Genomic DNA, 19,472 nt, shown 5'->3' on the forward strand with positions numbered 1-19,472 from the left:
TTGGGAAATTGGTCAGAAAAATCAATAACAAGTATTGTTTATCACCATACTTTGTAGTGTTATAACTGGCAGTATTTGAGTGTTTTTATGAGTCAATAGGAAGCGTATTTTTAGTGGATAGATATAATAAATTAAAGATAGATGAGAGGATTGATAAATTTATCAGCATTGCTATTTCTCAGTGTAGCATTGACTGTTAATTTAATGGGGCAGGAGCCAATACGTGTAGTATGTGTGGGGAATAGTATTACTGCTGGCTACGGATTAGGAAATTCAGGACAGTCCTGGCCTAGTCAGCTTAATGTAAAACTAGGAGGTAAATATTCAGTTTTGAACTACGGTGTAAGCGGATCAAAAATGACAAAAACAGCACCGGGGACTTATTGGGAAGAAGGCAACTTTACTAAAGCACTTGATGCCGATCCCCAAATTCTGATTATCTCGTTGGGTACGAATGATGCAGGTATTTGGGATTCAGTAAAAGATAGATTTAAGGATGATTATATTGCTATGATTGATACATTCCTAAGTCGAAGTAATGGTTTTGAGCCAATTGTGTACTTGTGTTATCCGCCTCCAACTTTTAATACTTCATCTCAGAATGAAAATATTGAGATGGATATAATTCCAATTATTGATGAAATCAGTGAGCTTAGGAATACTTACATAATAGATTATCACACACCATTGCTGGATTCATCTTCGTTGTTTCCCGATCAGCTTCATCCAAACGCTGCCGGAGCATTATTAATGTCTGGTTTCGCTTTTGATTCGATTAGCGCTCACCAAACTATTATTCCGTACTTTTCTGTAAATGGAGCAGATTCTTTGCAAAACGATACCGTGTCTTTAAATATTGGAGACGACCTGACATTTAAACCTAATTCTATGGATGAGGGAACGTGGAGTTGGTCAGGACCTAATGGTTTTACTTCCACAGTTCGAACTCCGGTAATAACCGATGTACAACAAAATCAGGGAGGTTCGTATTCGGTTGTATTTACGAATACAAGTGGTGAGCGGAGTATCCGAAACTTCATGGTTTCACTAAATAGTTGTAGCATAGCTATTACGCCAAACTTTCAAATAGATAATGGTGCAGTTCAGACTTACACTTATTTAGTAACGAACCCTGGCAGTACACTGAAGTTTTCACCACAAGTATCACCTGCCAGTGAAAGCATTTGGACTTGGACCGGACCAAATGGCTTTTTTAGTAACTCTAGACAATTAACAATCAATTATATTGGAACGCAACAGGCAGGTGATTATACGGCTATTTATTACGATGGCAATGGCTGTAAGGGAAAAGTTGTATATACTGTCAATGTTGAAGGAATGCTCACTTGTCCTTCCCTGGTTCCGTACTTAAATAATACTGGTTGGGCCAACGAATCTACGGTTGAAGTAGCAGCAGGTTCTAGTGTTAGTTTTGGACCACAGCCAATGGATGGTAGTTGGAGTTGGATAGGTCCAAATGATTTTAAATCAGAGGATAGAGAAGCAAGGGTGAATAATGTTCAAAAAGAAAATGCAGGAATCTATTGGGCAGTATACACGAATGATGCTGGCTGTAAAGATTCCCTTGAATTTACTATTTCAATAGAATGCGTTTCACCTGAAATTATTCCATACTTAAATGTAAATAATGGAGGTTGGCAGCAAGTTTCGAGTGCATCACTGGATGAAGGAGGAACTATTACTTTTGGTCCGCAGCCTAGAACCGATGGTACCTGGAGTTGGAATGGACCAAATGGAATTACATCCGCAGAGCGCGAGTTTGCTATTTCTGATATGCATACCGACCAGGGAGGGACTTATACTGCGACTTACACCAACGACTGTGGAAAACAAAGCATATATACTTTTACGATAACAGTAAATGGTACTACTTCAGCAAACCCGGATATAGTCGAAAGTGTCTTCGAAGTTTATCCAAATCCTGCAAAAGACCATATCGCGATCCAGACAAAACTAAAGAATTATGGCGCGAGTGTGTATAGTTTGGATGGGAGAATTCTTGTGCATGCAGAGAATTTGAATCGGATAAGTGTGTTAGAAACTTCGGTATTAAAGAAAGGTATTTACGTTGTTAAAGTGCATAGCCGGGATGGAAGTTACAGTAAGAAATTTTTGATTGAATGATGAAAAGAAATATATCACAACCAATTGAATAAAACCGGAATTACTAAACCTAAAATTAAACTAAATTGCAATTGAAAAGAAATGCACCAAAAGTATTAGGTATTTTAATGGCTATTTTAGTAATACATTGCTTATCATCCAGCTGTAATGTTGTTACTAAAAATACCTCTGGAAATGAAGATATTATCAATTATAATTTCAATTCGAACTGGGCATTTTTCAGAGGTGATGTAAAAGATGCTGAAACAACCGACTTTAATGACAAAGACTGGTATGCCATTAGTATTCCACATACCATGAGGCTTGAAAAAAAGCATTCTGGAGGAGGTGATAATTATCAGGGTATTGGTTGGTACAGAAGGTATTTTCGACTTCCTGAAGCTTATAAAAATAAAAAGATTGAAGTCTATTTTGATGGTGTTCAATCGAACTGTGATGTTTTTTTGAATGGTGAGAAGTTAAAATCTCACTATGGCGGTTATATTGGTTTTGTAGTTGATTTAACCAACAAAATAAAATTTGACACGGATAATGTGCTTGCTGTTCGTGTTTCTAATGTCGATGATCCCTTGACCCCTCCCGGTAAGCCTTTAACTGGAATGGACTTTAACTATTATGGAGGAATTTACCGGAATGTAAAATTGAGAGTTACCAACAAACTCTATATTTCTGATCCCTTGCAGGCAAATAAGGTAGCAGGAGGTGGAATATTTATCAGTTATTCCAAAGTAAGTAGGCAAAGTGCTGATGTAAATGTAAAAACGCATATCATCAATGAAACGAATTTGAAAAGCAATTGCCGATTGCTTACTTTGTTGAAAGACAGCGATGGAAACATTGTCGCAAAAGCGGAAAGTTCCTCAAATATTGAGCGTAATGCTGATCATGTTTTTGAGCAATCGTTTACCGTTACAAATCCCAATTTGTGGCATCCTGATCATCCCTATTTGTACAGCTTGGTATCAGAGGTGTATAACGATAATCAATTGTCTGACACTAAAAATACCAACGCAGGGATACGTACTTTTTCGTTTCTATCCGCAGAAGGGGAAGCAGACGGATTTTACATTAACGGAGAAAAATTATACCTGCGGGGTGCTAATCGTCATCAATGTTACCAAAATATAGGCGATGCCGCATCCACATCAATGCAGTACCGCGATGCCTTCCAACTTAAAAAAGGTGGGTATAATTCTGTTCGGGCTGCCCATTATCCTGCTTCGACCGAATTTCTTGATGCCTGTGATGAAATTGGACTTTTAGTGATTGAGTGTGAGCCGGGATGGCAATTTTTTAGTGACAACGAAACCTTTATTGCCCGTACACACGAACAGGTGCGGGAGATGATTCGAAGAGACCGAAATCATCCCTCTATTTTCTTGTGGGAAGCAAGCTTGAATGAATCACCATCACCTGGGTATTGGGCGAAAGAGATTGTTCAGGTTGCCCATCAGGAAATGCCGGGTGATCAAATGTTTACTGCCGATGATTTTGAAGCTCATGGCAGAGAATTTTATGATGTGAGCTACAAAGTAACCAATCCGGATGGTACAGATCCAATGCCAGAAATGCCTTTTATTACCAGAGAATGGGGAGATACCTGGCTGGCAAATCCAGATAATGAAGATGGGTTACGCACCAGTAGAATATATACTCAAAAAGGTCTCCTGGCCGTGTGCAAAATACGGCAGGATAATTTAAACGGAAACTCATATTGGGATCATGGAAAGCTGGATGCCAATCCCAGAATAAGCGGTCACTTTTTATGGAGTTATAACGACTACCCAAGAGGATCTGATCCGATCACTGCTTTTACTGGTGTGGTCGATATCGACCGCTATGAGAAACATAGTTACTATCAATTACAGGCCATGCAAGATGCCCGTAACCCGGTTTATGGTCCCATGGTATATATTGCCAGTTACAACAATTATCCACAGCTGGATTCAGCTATCATCGTATTTTCAAATTGCGATAAGGTCAAGTTTTATCGAAACAACCAATTTGTACAAGAGATAACTCGTTGCGAAAATGCTAAAACGGCTCCTGCAATTGCCGAAAAAGGTGGCAGTCCCTATTATAAGTTTAATATGGAAAGTTATGAACCGGGAGAATTAAAAGCAGAAGGTATCATTGATAATAAGGTTGTTTGTAAGCATATAGTGAAAACACCTGGGAAACCACATCATCTGGAAATAGAGATAGCCGACGAAGGTATATTACCGATTGCAGATGGTTCTGATATGATTCCCTATTATATAAAAGTTTGTGATAAAAACGGTACTCTGGTAAGCAACACTCTCCCGTTTCAATCTTTCTTAGTACAAACCAGTGTTAGTGGACAGGGAGAATTGATTGGAGCCAATATTCCACGAATTCAGGTTGCAAGCCAACAAACCAAGGGTGGCATTGGATATGGTATTGTAAGGACTACAAATCGACCGGGAGAGATTGTTATAACCGCGCAAAGTGAAGGTCTGAAATCAGCTAAAGCAACCATAAATAGCATTGCCAGTAGCGATTATTTTGTGCCCGATGGCAAGCACTTCAATTGGAAGAGTGAAAAGGAAGACGTTGATTTTGTTGAAGAAAAAGCCTCCTCTTCGGAATTAATTAGAGTACCTCTTTCCGCCTCAATGATTACAATTTCTGATAATGATGATACGGAAAGTCTTGAATACCTGTCTGATGGTTCATCAAAAACCATATGGAAATCAAAAAAACGCGAGTTTCCTTATTCAATCACTTTCGATTTAAAGAAAGCTTACAAGCTGCAGGGGCATACAATAAACTGGGGAAAAGATAGCGACTGGTATACCTATTCCATGGACGTGTCTTCAAACGGAAATGAATGGAGCTCCTCGTTTAAGAATAAGAAGGTATCGGGTCAGGATTACAAACCTGTACTCTACAATTACAAAAATATTAGATACATCCGGTTTTCAGTTATCGATGTTTATCCGGAAAATAGCAGGCTGGCCATTGGTGATTTAGAAATATACGGTAATGTCAATGTTGAATAAATTGTACAATAATGAATGATAAATAATGTAGTTCTTTTTTGCGGTCTAACTGCAATGTTTAAAGAGCAAGACATTTACAAAAAATTGGAAAGCTGGTTTCATCATCAATTTACATAACAGGAGAGTACGGATCGAGTTTTCAGATCTAGGTTGAATGTATCTGTTTTAAAATGTGATATACACCAGTGTTCTCAATCGTGCGTGAATTAATATTCTTTCAGAAAAATAAATATATATAAATGAAAATTTCGAATACAAAGACTATGAAAATTACTACTAAAAAGCTACAACGATCATTCGTTATAGCACTGTGTCTGATTTTTAGCACAGCAAGCCTTTGGGCTGCCCCCTTAGAATTGAAATCACCTAACGGCGAGTTGAAAGTCAATGTAGACTTGAATGATAAAATCGTTTACAGCATTTCTTACGGACAGGATGTTTTATTGACAAACTGCTCTTTGCAGTTGAATCTTCAAAACGAATCGCTTGGCGAAAATCCGAAATTAAAAAACAAAAAGTTTTCTTCAATTAATGAGACAATTGTACCAACAATTCCATTGAAGAATGCAACAATCGAAAATAATTGTAATGTGCTGTTGTTAAACTTCAAAAACGATTATTCTGTAGAATTCCGCGCGTACGACGATGGCGTGGCGTATCGGTTTATTACCCGCAAAGATGGTGATGTTGAAGTAATCGACGAGGATTTTGGGATTGAGTTTCCGTCTACTTATTTATCGCATTTGTCGTTTACTGGTTCGTTTAAAACTTCCTACGAACATGCTTATTCACATGTGAAAACAAACGAATACAAGGCGGACGATAAAATGACAATTCTACCTGTTTTACTTGAAACCGATAAACAATACAAAATTCTTATTTCGGAAGCAGATTTATCGGACTATCCTTGTATGTTTCTGAAAAGTACAGGCAACAATGGTATGCAATCAGCTTTTCCTAAATGCCCACTGGAATTTGGCGATGATGGCGACCGTAGCCTGAAATTAACGAAACTGGCTGATTATATTGCCAAGACTCCCGGAACACGTAATTTCCCTTGGCGACTATTTGTTATCTCCAAAGAAGATAAACAGCTGTTGGAGAATGAGATGGTGGCGAAATTATCTACGCCCAATGTATTGGGTGATGTGAGCTGGATTAAACCCGGACAGGTTAGCTGGGATTGGTGGAATGCCGTTTTTTCGCCTTACGGAGTTGATTTTAAAACAGGTGTTAATACGGCCACCTATAAGTATTACGTTGATTTTGCCTCTGAATTTGGAATTCCTTACATTATTCTTGATGAAGGTTGGTCAGTAAGTACACGCGATCCTTTTCATGCTACTCCGGATTTAGACTTACCTGAATTGATAAAATACGCCAACGAAAAAAATGTAAAACTGGTATTGTGGTTGACATGGCTGACCGTTGAAAATAACTTTGATTTGTTCGAGAAGTACGGCGAGTGGGGTATCGCAGGTGTAAAAATTGATTTTATGGACCGCAGCGACCAGTGGATGGTGAATTACTACGAACGGGTAGCTAAAGAGGCTGCGAAATACAAGTTGTTTGTCGACTTCCACGGTTCTTTTAAACCCGCCGGGTTGAATATCGCGTATCCAAATGTGCTTTCTTTTGAAGGAGTACGTGGTTTGGAACAAGGTGGCGGCTGTCGTCCCGAAAACACTATCTTCCTTCCGTTTATCCGGAATGCTGTTGGGCCAATGGATTTTACTCCAGGGGCCATGATTAATATGCAACCATTCTGCTATAATGCATCTCGTCCGAACAATGCAAGCGTTGGAACCCGCGTAAATCAGTTGTCGATGTTTGTAATTTTCGAGAGTGGACTTCAAATGTTGGCCGATAATCCTACGCTTTATTACCGCGAACGTGAGTGTACTGATTTTATCTCAAGCGTACCGGTAACCTGGGATGAAACAAAAGTGCTTTATGCCAAAGTGGGAGAGGCTGTTGTTGTTGCCAAACGTAAAGGAGATGAGTGGTTTGTTGGTGGAATGACAAATGATAAAGGTAGAACTATTGATGTAAGTTTCGATTTTCTGCCGGATGGCAAGGAATTTACCCTCACTTCATTCGAAGACGGAATCAATGCCGATCGCCAGGGACTAGATTATAAGAAGAAAACAATCAGCGTTAATAACCAAACCAAATTGAGCATTACTATGGCACGCAATGGTGGTTGGGCTGGCTCATTGAAATAAGGTTTAAATTTTTTTCATAATAAAGCAAAATATGAAATCAGGATATTGCCTTTAAGCATGTCTTGATTTCATCGCTTTTCAACTCAGAGATAGACTAGTGAAACTAATTGAGATTCTATTTTCTATCTATAATTTGAATGGGGGAGCTAAAAAGAATTAAATCGTATTGCCTAAGCCAAAAAGTAATGCGCAAATTTTATATAAATCGATTTGATCGTGAATAATTAAAAAAATTAAAATGAGTTACGTTGCTGATGAAAGCCGGTACGGCGAAATGCTGTACAACAAATGTGGAAAATGGGGATTGAAACTGCCTGCTATCTCTTTAGGGCTCTGGCATAACTTTGGAGGTGTTGACGTATTTGAAAACGGCCGTGCCATGTGTCGCAGGGCTTTTGATATGGGAATCACACATTTTGATTTGGCGAATAATTACGGCCCGCCAGCCGGGTCAGCTGAAGAAAACTTCGGTAAGATTATGAAACAAGACCTGGGAATTTATCGCGATGAACTCGTCATTTCATCCAAAGCAGGTTATTATATGTGGCCCGGACCTTACGGTGAATGGGGGAGTCGCAAAAACCTCTTGTCAAGTCTCGATCAAAGTTTAAAGCGAATGGATTTGGAGTATGTCGATATTTTTTATTCGCATCGTCCCGATTTCAATACGCCGCTTGAAGAAACGATGATGGCGCTCGATCAGGCTGTTCGTCAGGGAAAAGCATTGTATGTTGGTGTATCTAACTATCCGGCCGACAGGGCTGCTGAGGCAGCAAAAATCCTGAAGGAATTGGGAACTCCTTGCTTAATTCATCAACCAAAATACTCCATGTTCGAACGCTGGGTTGAAGATGGTTTGCTGGATGTGCTGGAGCAGGAAGGCATAGGATGTATTCCGTTTTCACCGCTGGCTCAAGGGCTGCTTACCGATAAATACCTGAATGGAATTCCGGAAGGATCGAGAGCTTCTAAATCATGGGGCTTTCTGAAACCGGAAATGGTTGGACCAGCCATAGAAAAGGTGAAAAAGTTAAATGAGATTGCGATTAAAAGAGAACAAACATTGGCTCAAATGGCTTTGGTTTGGTTACTGAAAGACCCACGGGTTACGTCTGTTTTAATTGGTGCAAGCTCAGTAAAACAATTGGAAAATAATATAGCTGCTTTGAATAATCCGAAATTTTCGGATGCTGAACTGGCTCAAATCGAACAAATTCTTACTGCTTAAAACTCGAACACAAATGAACATGAAAAAATCAATTTTACCGGTTTTGCTTTTTGCCATGGTTGCAAATGTTCTTTACGCTAAAAAGAACGACAGTAGCAAATTTTATAAAAAGGAGATGCAACAATTGCACTCAGCTATTGAAAAAAATTTCCACGACCATGCTTCCGGTTACTATTTTGTGGAGTTAGATCCGACAAAAAGGGAAACTAAATTTGGACATCGGCGCGAATACAGTTGGTTGTGGGCGCTATGTGCCATGTTTGAAGCAACTAACGAGGTTGAGAAAGTAGATAAAAAGGCTGATTTGGTAGATGACATTTTTAAAAGCATGCAGCATTATTACGATCCTGCACCTCCAAAGCCAGGTTACGGAGAATACATTGTATCATTGAGTCGAGGACAACGTTACTATGACGATAACCAGTGGATTGGAATTGCCGCATTAGACATTTATGGGCGAACCGGAGAAAAGAGTTATCTCGATTTAGGAAAGTCGATGTACGATTTTATGATGACGGCCTACGATACAACCCTTGGCGGAGGATTATACTGGCGCGAAAACGATTTCGAATCGAAAAATACCTGTTCCAACGGCCCGGGTGTAATTGTTGCCCTTAAAATGTACAATGCAACAAAGAATGAAGCCTATCTTGACACGGCTTTGATGATATACAACTGGACAAACGAAAAACTGCAAACCCCCGAGGGACTGTATTTCGACAATATTAAAACGAAGGACGAAAGTATAGGGAAAGCCATATTCTCATATAATACAGGCACCATGCTTCAGTCGAATGTATATTTGTATGAAATTACAGGCGACAAAAAGTATCTGGACAGAGCAATCAAGATAGCTGATAGCTCGCTTTCCTATTTTTATGGTAGTGGAAAATTTCGCGATGGCTATTGGTTTAATGCCGTGCTGTTACGTGGATATCAGCACCTTTTAAAGTACCATGACGATTTGAAATATATATCCGGATTTAAAAAGTGTCTGGATAATACACTGAATAATGAAAAAAATGAGCAAGGCTTGTTTTCGGATGGAAATGGTATTCACAACTTAGTGAACCACGGTGGAATGCTTGAAATATTGGCTCGGTTTGCTGAGTTGGAAAGACATTATGATTTAGCTGATTAAACATTAGGAAAAAAATACTGATAACCATGTCGAAAACGAAAAGTTTACTCTTTCACATTAGTGTAATTTGTTTGCTTCTAGCTACAAATTCTTTTGCCGGGTCTAAAAAGGGAGTACCATGTATGAAGGTTCTCCACCTTTTTACAGCAGCTAATGTTCCTGAGAAAGGAGTAGCTGAAGTTCCTGCAAAGGCTGTCAGTTGGGCCAATGGAATAACGCCTGCAAATCTTCCCGGGCAGGGGTTGGATCAGCACCCAATGCTCTATGCAGGAGAGAATTATAACAAAATATTCATCGTTAATGATGGTAAAGTAATTTGGACATATTCTTCTGGAGAGATTTGTGAACATGATGATGTGTGGATGCTTTCTAATGGAAATATTTTATTTACGCGTTTGGATTATATCGCAGAGGTTACACCCGATAAGAAAGAGATCTGGCGGTATACAACAGAAAAAGGAGGAATACACACTTGTCAGCCGATAGGTTTAGACAAAGTGATGTTTGTTGTAAATGGTTATCCACCAAAGTTATTTATAATCAACATAAAAACCGGAGAAGTTGAGGTGGAGCAAGAACTCCCATATGATGATCCTAACGACGATCATGGGCAGTTTCGAAGGGCTCGAATTACTGCTCAGGGAACCTATCTTATCTCCTTTCTCAATATGGGATGTGTGATTGAGTACGATAAAAATTTCAACGAAATCTGGAGATACGAAATCAACAGACCCTGGGCTGCAGTCAGGTTAAAGAATGGCAACACCATGATAACCAACGAGGCGGATTGGATTACTCGTGAAGTAAATCAAAAGGGTGAAACTGTTTGGGAGTTTAACGCAAAAACTGATTTACCGGCTGAATACGAGCTTGCCTCTGCTCCACAGACTTGCACTGTATTGGGAAATGGCAATCTTATTTTCAACTCTCGTGGCAACGAAAAAGGTAATTCACCACAACTTGTTGAAATCACCAGGGATAAGAAAGTAGTTTGGGTACTGCAGGACTGGAAAACACTCGGACCTGCAACTACTGTGCAGATTTTGGATGATCCAGGAATTCCGGAAGTACCCGGAGAATTGGAACGATGAGTGGCTATTTTGAGTTAGATAATTAGAGTTTTCGCTTTATAAATAAAATGACTATACACTAATAAAACATAAAAAATTGAAAACAACACGACAATTCTTTAAATCGATGGTTATTGGACTATTTGTGCTAAGTCCAATATTCTCAAGTGGGCAGGTTTTGAACGAAAGAGCTGATTCAGTCTATAATGCTTTCAATAATGCTTTCATTCTTAATGATAATAACGGAAATACCTTTTATAAAACGGCATTGAATAATAATAATAAAGATTATTTCTGGCAGCAAGCGTTGGACATTCAGTCGGCTGAGGATAATTACTTTAGAACGGGTAGTGAAGAGGACAAAGTGCTAATCACAAAATTATTAAAGACGTTTAACGTTCAAAACACACAAGATTGGCTGTGGAATGAGTATAATGATGATATTTTTTGGGGTGATCTGGCATTTTTGCGTGGTTTTGAATACACTGGAGACTCCAGTTTTCTTGAACAAGGAATATATGCGTTTGATTTAGCGTACTACCACACCAGAAATGGTGGAAATTGGGGTTGGGATGACGCTCTGGGTGGAGGTATTTGGTGGAGTAAAAGAAAAGAAGCAAAAGAAACATTAAGCAATGGTCCGGGGATTGTTGCAGCATGTTATTTGTACCAATTTACAGGTGATTCCTACTATTTAATCAAAGCAAAAGAAATATACGAATGGTTAAGATCCACCTTACGTGATGAAAATACAGGGGAAGTATGGAATAAGATAAATGCAGACGGAACTGTCCTGAAAGCTGTAAATATTTTTAATCAGGGGAGTTTTATCGGGGCTGCAAACTTTTTATATCAAATAACAGGAGAAGGAAAGTATTTAGCCGATGCGAAAAAAACTGCAGACAGAGTAATAACAAACCAAAGCAACAATGGAATTCTTGCATCCGGTCAACGTGGTGGAACTGAAATGGCGGAATACTTCCGCTGGCTTGGTGATTTTGTGAGACAAAACTATTTGTGGAATGAGTATTATTCATTTTTGAAATTGAATGCAGATGCTGCCTGGAGTGTTCGCAGAAGAGATTTAAATATTACCTGGAATAATTTCTTGCAACAAATGCCGGAAGATGACATTACCGGAACAAATGAATGTAACAGTGCGGTGGTTATTCATGAAGTAACTCCATTCTTACAATCAATAACTGATACAATTCAGGCAGAAGATTATAACTACAAAAACGGAATTTATGTTGATCCAATTCCCTCGGGGGGGAATTGTGTTGATTCGATTGAGGCAGGTGATTGGATGGAATATATCGTTGAAATTCCAACAACCGGTGTTTATAAATTGAATTATGGTGTTGCGGCTGCAAATGAAGGCTCAGCCTTTTTGTTGCAAAATGGATTACCAATAGATACAATCAGTTTTCCGGTTACCGGTAATTTGGAAAACTATGCCACTGTAAGTTCCAATGTGAAATTAACTGCCGGTATTCAATCAATTAAGATAGTTGCTGATAACGGAGGCTGGAATATTGATAAATGGAGTGCTGGTATTACAGAAACTTCGTTTCCCGGAAAGATTCAGGCGGAGGATTACAGTGATATGAGTGGGATAATTGTTGAAAATACGACAGATGTCGGTGGTGGTCAAAATATTGGCTATATCAAATATAATGACTGGTTGGAATATACAATTGATGTTCCAAAATCTGGTAATTATGCAATTAATTACCGGGTGGCAGCAACACAGGCAGGGAAGATACTATTTCAGCAAAATGATGAAACATTGGCTGAAACAACAATTCCGAGTACTGGTGGTTGGCAAAACTGGACGACTGTTGGAGGCACTTCAGTGCATTTGTCAGAAGGCACTCAAACGATCAAACTATATGTTCAGGCCTCCGGATGGAATATCAACTGGTGGAGTGCCGATTTGGACTCAATACCAACAATTTCGCTAACAACACCCAAAGTTGATACGTCGTACGTATTTCCAGCGACTATCACAATTGATGCTGACGCTTCTGATGCAGATGGCTCAATTTCAAAAGTTGATTTTTATCAGGGGACAACACTAATTGGAACTGACAATTCAAGTCCATACCGTTTAATCTTGGATAATGTGCAGAAAGGAGAATATACTTTCTGGGCCAGGGCAACTGACAATATAGGAAATACAGCCTCAACAGAAGATGTAAATGTAACCGTTTCAAACATTCTGCCAGTAGTAAGTCTAACGAGTCCGGCTATTGATACTACTTTGCAAGATACAGAGGTGAATTTTACTTTGGAAGCTGATGCAACTGATGAAGATGGATCAATTTATAAAGTTGAGTTTTATAATGGAACAACCCTGCTTGGTACTGATTATTTTGCTCCGTATAGCTATGATTGGACAGGAATTACACCTGGAACGTATTGGGTGACAGCAAAGGCTACAGATAGTTCCAGAGAAGCTACTACTACTGGGGAAGTTAAGATTACTGTGTCAACTCCAACCGGTGTTGACGAATTACAAATAACAAGTACCATGAGAATATATCCAAATCCTGTAACCACATATTTAACAATTGATTGCGGAAAGCAAAGATTTGAAAATATAATGATTTTTGATAATGCCGGTAAGGTCGTTCTGGAAAAATCAGGTAACTATCAGGGAAGCGCATCAATCAATGTTGAAAATCTACCAAGTGGAATCTATTTCGTGTCGGTGCAAACAGCAGATAATGGGCGGCTTGCCAAGAAATTCTTAAAGTAGCCGGTTGTTCGGTAAAAAAATGAAACATGCCAAGATTTATATTATGAAAAAAGAATGCTATCTACATTTAAGACAATTTTACATCGCTGCAATTTTTATGCTGCTTGGAGGTACCTCGGCGTTTTCCCAAACTGTTTATACAGTCAAATCGCCCGACAACAGCATTGTTGTTTCTGTTACATTAGATAATCAACAAGTTACCTATTCTGTGACAAAGGATGGTAATACCGTAATTTCGACATCGTCTCTAGGAATAAACACCTCTAAAGAAGATTTTACAGATGGATTATCTTATGTTTCTGAAACAAAGGAAACAATTGATGAAACCTACACCTTGCCATCAGGTAAAAAATCAACTTACACGAATCACTGTAATGTCTTAAATTTAAAACTTAGCAAGAATACGTCTGAATTTGAAATTATTTTCAGGGCATATGACGACGGTGTGGCATACCGATACAGCATACCCGGTACTGGAAATGTTAATGTTTATAGTGAAACAAGCGAGTTCGCTATAGCTAATTTTGATAAAACCTGGGGGCAACAATACCGCAATGGTTATTCAGAGTATTACCCGGTTCGCAACTGGCAAGAATCTGTGGAACTGGGTACTTTTGCAGCGCCGGTACTGGTTAAAAATACAGCAAATTCTATTTATTGCATCTTAACAGAAGCTGCTAATATTGGTAATTATTCAACATCTACTTTTAAAACAGGTAATAGCACAGGCCTTTTCTACCTGGGGCAAAATGGTAGTATTAATACACCACTTCCGGTTACTACCCCTTGGAGAACGATGATTATTGGTGATTTGCCAACCATCGTAGAATCCGTAATGATTGAAAACCTTAATCCTCCGAGCGCAATCAGTGATGTATCGTGGATTAAACCGGGTAAAGCATCATGGGATTGGGGAGGAGAAGAAGGTAATCCAGATGTATCCGTTGAACTCGCAAAAAAATATATTGATTTAGCTGCAGATATGGGCTGGGAATATTATTTGCAAGATGAAGGATGGGATAAATCCAGTTTTGATTTACAGGAAATGATTGACTACGCTACGTCTAAAAATGTTGGGGTCTTGCTTTGGTCTCATTCCAACCGCTTTCAAAATGACGAAAATCAAATACGTAATATACTTTCTGACTGGAAAGTAAAAGGTGTTAAAGGGATAAAAGTCGATTTTTGGAAGGATGACTCACAAACAGAGTTGGAAAAATACGACAAGCTCAATAAGATTGCAGCTGAACAAAGACTTATGCTAAATTTACATGGATGTACTAAACCTTCGGGTTTAAGACGATCATTTCCTAACCTTATTACAACAGAAGCAGTATTAGGTGGTGAAATGTACCTTTTTGTGTATAACTCATTGCCGGCCAATCATAATATTACGCTAACGATGTCCAGAAATGTTATAGGGGCTATAGATTATACACCTTTAGACTTTGGAAGACCTGATGGTAAAATTAAACAATATACTACTTGGGGGCATCAGTTGGCTTTAGGAGTTGTCTTTGAATCTGGAATTCAGCATATGGTTGATTCACCAAATAACTACAAATACCATATCGCTAAAGAATTTCTAAAAAAGTTACCTGCTGCCTGGGACGATATAAAATGTTTGGAAGCTAGTCCTGACGAGTATACTACTATAGCCAGAAGAAAAGGAGACGAGTGGTATCTGGGATCATTATGCAAAAATGCAAGAACTATAAATATCGATTGCTCATTTTTAAATAATGGCACAACTTACTATGCTAATATTTTTAAAGATGGGGATTGTGATTCTGAAATCAAATTTGAACAAGTAGAAGTTACTAGTACCAGTGATCTTAGTATTGATTTACGAAATAATGGGGGGGCTTCTATCTATTTTTCAACTTCATCTTTTGCGATAAACGAACAAGTGAAATATGAAGCTGAAGCAGATGCTAATACGCAGAATGGAGTTTCTGTAGTTGACGATCCTGATGATAAATGTTCAAATGATACATTTATTGGCAACCTTGGAAATGGTAATTCCCTCGTGTTTAACGAGGTAAATGTATCGGAACAAGGGAGGTATGCAATGACAGTATATTATATGACCGGAGGAGACAGAGATGGATATATTAAAGTAAATGATGGCGTTGGCTACTATTATACATTTAAATCATCTGGCGGATATGATGGTGCAGCAATGGCGCAGCGCACATTTATTATACCTTTAAATGCCGGAGATAACACCATTGAGTTTGGAAATGATAATGGTTGGTCGGTTAATATTGACCGAATCACGATTCAAAACGGAGGAAACGAATGCGAACCAGTTGATATTTGGCCAAATGTTAATGCAAATGGTGAATGGAAACAAACCAGTTCGGTTACAGTAGATGCCGGTGAAACACTTTCTTTTGATCCACAGCCAAATGATGGCACATGGAGTTGGACTGGTCCGGATAATTTTTCTTCAGATTCAAGAGAATTTTCAATATTCAATATGCAGGTGCCTCAAGCAGGTGATTATGTTGCTACCTATACAAACCCTAACGGATGTAGCAGTACACTTACTTTTAAAATTAAGGTTGATTCTCCTTGCGAAATTGTGCCTTTCTACAAAGTTGACAATAGTAATAAGGTGCAAAACGATGTTGCGGTAGTAAATGCTGGTGAAACATTAACGCTCAGTTCGCAACTAACAGATGGTACATGGAGTTGGACCGGGCCAAATGATTTTTCTGCAGATACAAGGGATTTAACTCTAAGTAATATTCAAAAAAATCAAGCGGGCACTTATAATGCTGTTTACACAGGCCCAACCGGATGTATCGCTATAGAATCTTATATGGTATATGTAAATGATGGTTGCCAACCATCAACAATTACTCCATATGTAGATGTTGATAATTCAGGCTGGACAGTTTCAACCGATATTAGAGTTGGTTTAGGTGGTACAGTTAGTGTTGGCCCACAGCCTCTGGATGGTGAGTGGAAATGGGTAGGCCCGAATGGTTTCACTTTAAATTCCAGAACTTTTTCATTTACAGATATTCAAGAAGATCAATTTGGAAAATATACCGGCATCTATCAAAACGATGCGGGATGTGTTACTACAGTTATTTATTATATAAATACAGATCCAGTGCTAAGCGTTTCAACTTCAGTTGAAAACAAAACAGAAATAACTTGTTTTCCAAACCCGGCATCAAATGAAATAACAATAAATAAAGTACCTGCAAACACCGATATTACAATATTAGATATAAATGCAAGAGTACTTCTTAAAAAGAGGTCGTCATCAAATACTGGTACTGAAAAGGTTAATGTGAGTAAATTAGTATCTGGAATTTATTTCATCAAAATAGGTAATTCACAACCTCAACTACTAAAGTTCGTAAAGAGATGATATTTAGGCACTACCTCGATAATTATGTTGATGGAAGATGTAGTGGGATACAGATTTTCACCACTATAGCTACTGATAAGGTACACATCAAATTCAATGAAAGCTATTCGAGTCCTGAATTCTACCTTATTAACGTTTCGGGGCAGATAATAAATTAAAACAGTTATATTGATGCAACACAAGGGAACCTTTTTATCTCGAATAGACAAAGTTCCAAAAGGATCTATATTTGTTAAACCTGAGCTCTTCTGAAGGTGATTGTTGCACGAAGATTATTAAAAAATAAGTAACCAGTATTGAACCAAAATATACGACTATGTATAAAATATCTTTCCCTTTAATTCTGTTGCTAACTCTATTTTTTTCAGCTTGTACATACCAGTTGGTTAACAATCAAATTGACATAAAACAAGCTATAAGAACAACTGATGTTGAACGAAATTCAATGCCAGATACAGCAGTAATCAATCTTTACCAAGGGAACGGTGTTTTTGGAAGTTCTTATGGCCCGTTGGGATTACATCTGAATCCCGCAAAAGGCGCTGATTTTTATAAATATGGAAAAACAGAATATCTCTGTTTGAATCATTTAATCAGGGCAAAATACGGAGCTGACTATTTAATTCCGTTGGCACAGATTTTTTGGAAAGACGAACCTGCAAACGTTACCAATTACAGCCAGCACCAATCCTTTTATGATGGGACAATTTCGACTCATTTTGAATCTGACGAAAATAAGGTTACTGTATTAACCTGGTTCGATCCGGTCAACAAGAATTTGTCAGGAATAAAGATTGATTTGGAAGGAGAAACGTCCGATGTTGTATTAAAACCCAGTGAATTGCTCAACGTTCATTATGGTCAAACAATCGATCAAACTTGTGTGATAAGCGAAGACGATGGTCAATGGAAAATTGAATTGTCCTGTATGAATGCAAAATCCGAAGTTTTTATAAAAACAAATGCAGAAGTGAAATTGCAGGATTCTGAGCTAATTCTCAAGCTACATCCCGGAGAAAACAATATTCAACTTTCTTTGAATAAGCTGGTAGATCGGTCCTCTTTTAAATCGTTAACTCAAAATAAGGAATGGTGGCATTCCAAGTGGGAAAATATGGGAATGATAGTGGTTCCTGATCTGAATGCACAACGAATGTGGGTTCGGTCGATGGCATTGTTCCTATCATCATACAGTGATGATAAACTGGGGCTTTCACCTCCGATGGGTTTTACAGGAAACCATTGGCCTTTTGGTTATCCGCAGGATGTCTCTTACGTTCATCCAATGTTTCTTTCAACAGGGAATTTGAATATTGCAAAGTCATGGATCGAATATTTTGCAGAACGGCTTTCGGGGATGAAGGAATACACCAAACGCTTAATGAAAGTGGATGGGATTATGTGTCCATGGGTTTTTCCTTACGGTGATTTTACTGGTTATCATACTCCCGAAGCTCCGAATAAATTCTATTACGAAATTCATAATTCGGGTTATTTGGCCCGCATGGCTTACGAAACTTCCGTGTACGTCAACGATGAGGATTGGACTGAAAAGTATGCGAAACCCTTGATCAGGGAGACTGCTCAATTCTATAAAAGTATTAGCAAAAAAGGGGAAGATAATTTATGGCATCTTTCCATAAAACCTTCAACCGGACAGGACGAAAGGGGAGGTGTTGACCAGGACGACTACCTGTGCGCTCTTTTTAGTGCGAAATATTGTTTTCAAAAAGCAATTGAATACCAGTTGGATGATGATGGAACTTATACAAAAATGCTAAATGATGGCTTGGCTTTTCCTGAATTAAAGTCAGAAAGAGGATACTACTATACCAGCAAAGGTAGTGGAGAGGCCGATTTTGGGAAGCAGAAACATCCGGTGCAGTTGAACGACCTTGCTTTTTTACCGGTTAACGAAGACGTTGCCGATGCTTCTGCTATTGCTTATCAACTTCGGTATGATATCACTCAAGATGCCAAACGGCCCTATTTTTATGGTTGGACCCTTGGTGAATTTTTGTTGGCCGGATCACGAATTGGAAGTGTAGAAGGATGGCAGAAGGATTGGGAAAACCTGCGCAAAGCAGACTATGTAGATCCAGACTGGATACAGATATACGAAACAAGTGGAGTCTACAGGGATGCGTATTACAACATTACCAATGGCCTTGTAACCCAATCGTTGCTTAATAATCTGGTGTGCGATTGGTATGGAAAATTGGAAATTGCAAAATGTAATCCATGGAAAGGGAAAATTTACCTGAAAAATATCTATTCGAAATTAGGGGTGAAAATTAGCGGAGTAATCGATGGAGATTCGGCTAGTTTACTTTTGGAAGCCTGGAAAGACTGCGAGTTTGAATTGCGCGGAGAACGGATTAGACTAAAGAAAAATGAACAGATTGAACGAAATCTGGAATCGAGAGCAGCAGTAGAGTAGAAAACAAACAATTAATAAATCAAAAAAAGATATTCGATTCCCTCGGTTGTG

At 38.6% G+C, this 19,472-nt stretch carries 9 protein-coding genes; all 9 read left to right on the forward strand.

Annotated features, from left to right (window positions below; translation table 11 throughout):
- The first annotated feature begins 141 nt into the window (after window positions 1–141).
- The 9 genes from ACUNWD_RS01150 (at window position 142) to ACUNWD_RS01190 (ending at window position 19,421) form a co-directional block, all read left to right on the forward strand.
- Window positions 142–2,145, forward strand: coding sequence for a GDSL-type esterase/lipase family protein (locus ACUNWD_RS01150; protein ID WP_445585923.1), 2,004 nt, complete (start codon window positions 142–144; stop codon window positions 2,143–2,145).
- A 71-nt stretch (window positions 2,146–2,216) separates the two neighbouring features.
- Window positions 2,217–5,168, forward strand: coding sequence for a glycoside hydrolase family 2 TIM barrel-domain containing protein (locus tag ACUNWD_RS01155; protein WP_445585924.1), 2,952 nt, complete (start codon window positions 2,217–2,219; stop codon window positions 5,166–5,168).
- Between the two features lie 263 nt (window positions 5,169–5,431).
- Window positions 5,432–7,393 carry a glycoside hydrolase family 97 protein gene (locus ACUNWD_RS01160; RefSeq protein ID WP_445585925.1) on the forward strand — a complete coding sequence of 654 codons (1,962 nt, stop codon included), beginning with the start codon at window positions 5,432–5,434 and terminating at the stop codon, window positions 7,391–7,393.
- Window positions 7,394–7,631: 238 nt separating this feature from the next.
- Window positions 7,632–8,621, forward strand: coding sequence for an L-glyceraldehyde 3-phosphate reductase (gene mgrA / locus ACUNWD_RS01165; RefSeq protein WP_445585926.1), 990 nt, complete (start codon window positions 7,632–7,634; stop codon window positions 8,619–8,621).
- A gap of 19 nt (window positions 8,622–8,640) precedes the next feature.
- On the forward strand, window positions 8,641–9,762 hold the full coding sequence (locus ACUNWD_RS01170) for a glycoside hydrolase family 76 protein (RefSeq protein WP_445585927.1): 1,122 nt from the start codon (window positions 8,641–8,643) through the stop codon (window positions 9,760–9,762).
- Between the two features lie 122 nt (window positions 9,763–9,884).
- Window positions 9,885–10,853 (forward strand): hypothetical protein, encoded by a 969-nt coding sequence (locus tag ACUNWD_RS01175; protein WP_445585928.1) that lies wholly within the window; start codon window positions 9,885–9,887, stop codon window positions 10,851–10,853.
- 76 nt (window positions 10,854–10,929) lie between these two features.
- Window positions 10,930–13,593 carry a carbohydrate-binding protein gene (locus ACUNWD_RS01180; RefSeq protein ID WP_445585929.1) on the forward strand — a complete coding sequence of 888 codons (2,664 nt, stop codon included), beginning with the start codon at window positions 10,930–10,932 and terminating at the stop codon, window positions 13,591–13,593.
- A gap of 43 nt (window positions 13,594–13,636) precedes the next feature.
- Window positions 13,637–16,981: a glycoside hydrolase family 97 catalytic domain-containing protein gene (locus ACUNWD_RS01185; RefSeq protein ID WP_445585930.1), complete on the forward strand. Its 3,345-nt coding sequence runs from the start codon at window positions 13,637–13,639 to the stop codon at window positions 16,979–16,981.
- Between the two features lie 316 nt (window positions 16,982–17,297).
- Window positions 17,298–19,421, forward strand: coding sequence for a hypothetical protein (locus ACUNWD_RS01190; RefSeq protein WP_445585931.1), 2,124 nt, complete (start codon window positions 17,298–17,300; stop codon window positions 19,419–19,421).
- Window positions 19,422–19,472 lie beyond the last annotated feature (51 nt).

The sequence above is a fragment of the Sunxiuqinia sp. A32 genome, from assembly GCF_052690465.1.

Coding starts and splice junctions, on each gene's coding strand:
- ACUNWD_RS01190 (WP_445585931.1), top strand. CDS start 17,298: ATGTATAAAATATCTTTCCCTTTAATTCTGTTGCTAACTCTATTTTTT.
- mgrA (WP_445585926.1), top strand. CDS start 7,632: ATGAGTTACGTTGCTGATGAAAGCCGGTACGGCGAAATGCTGTACAAC.
- ACUNWD_RS01175 (WP_445585928.1), top strand. CDS start 9,885: ATGAAGGTTCTCCACCTTTTTACAGCAGCTAATGTTCCTGAGAAAGGA.
- ACUNWD_RS01170 (WP_445585927.1), top strand. CDS start 8,641: ATGAAAAAATCAATTTTACCGGTTTTGCTTTTTGCCATGGTTGCAAAT.
- ACUNWD_RS01160 (WP_445585925.1), top strand. CDS start 5,432: ATGAAAATTACTACTAAAAAGCTACAACGATCATTCGTTATAGCACTG.
- ACUNWD_RS01185 (WP_445585930.1), top strand. CDS start 13,637: ATGAAAAAAGAATGCTATCTACATTTAAGACAATTTTACATCGCTGCA.
- ACUNWD_RS01150 (WP_445585923.1), top strand. CDS start 142: ATGAGAGGATTGATAAATTTATCAGCATTGCTATTTCTCAGTGTAGCA.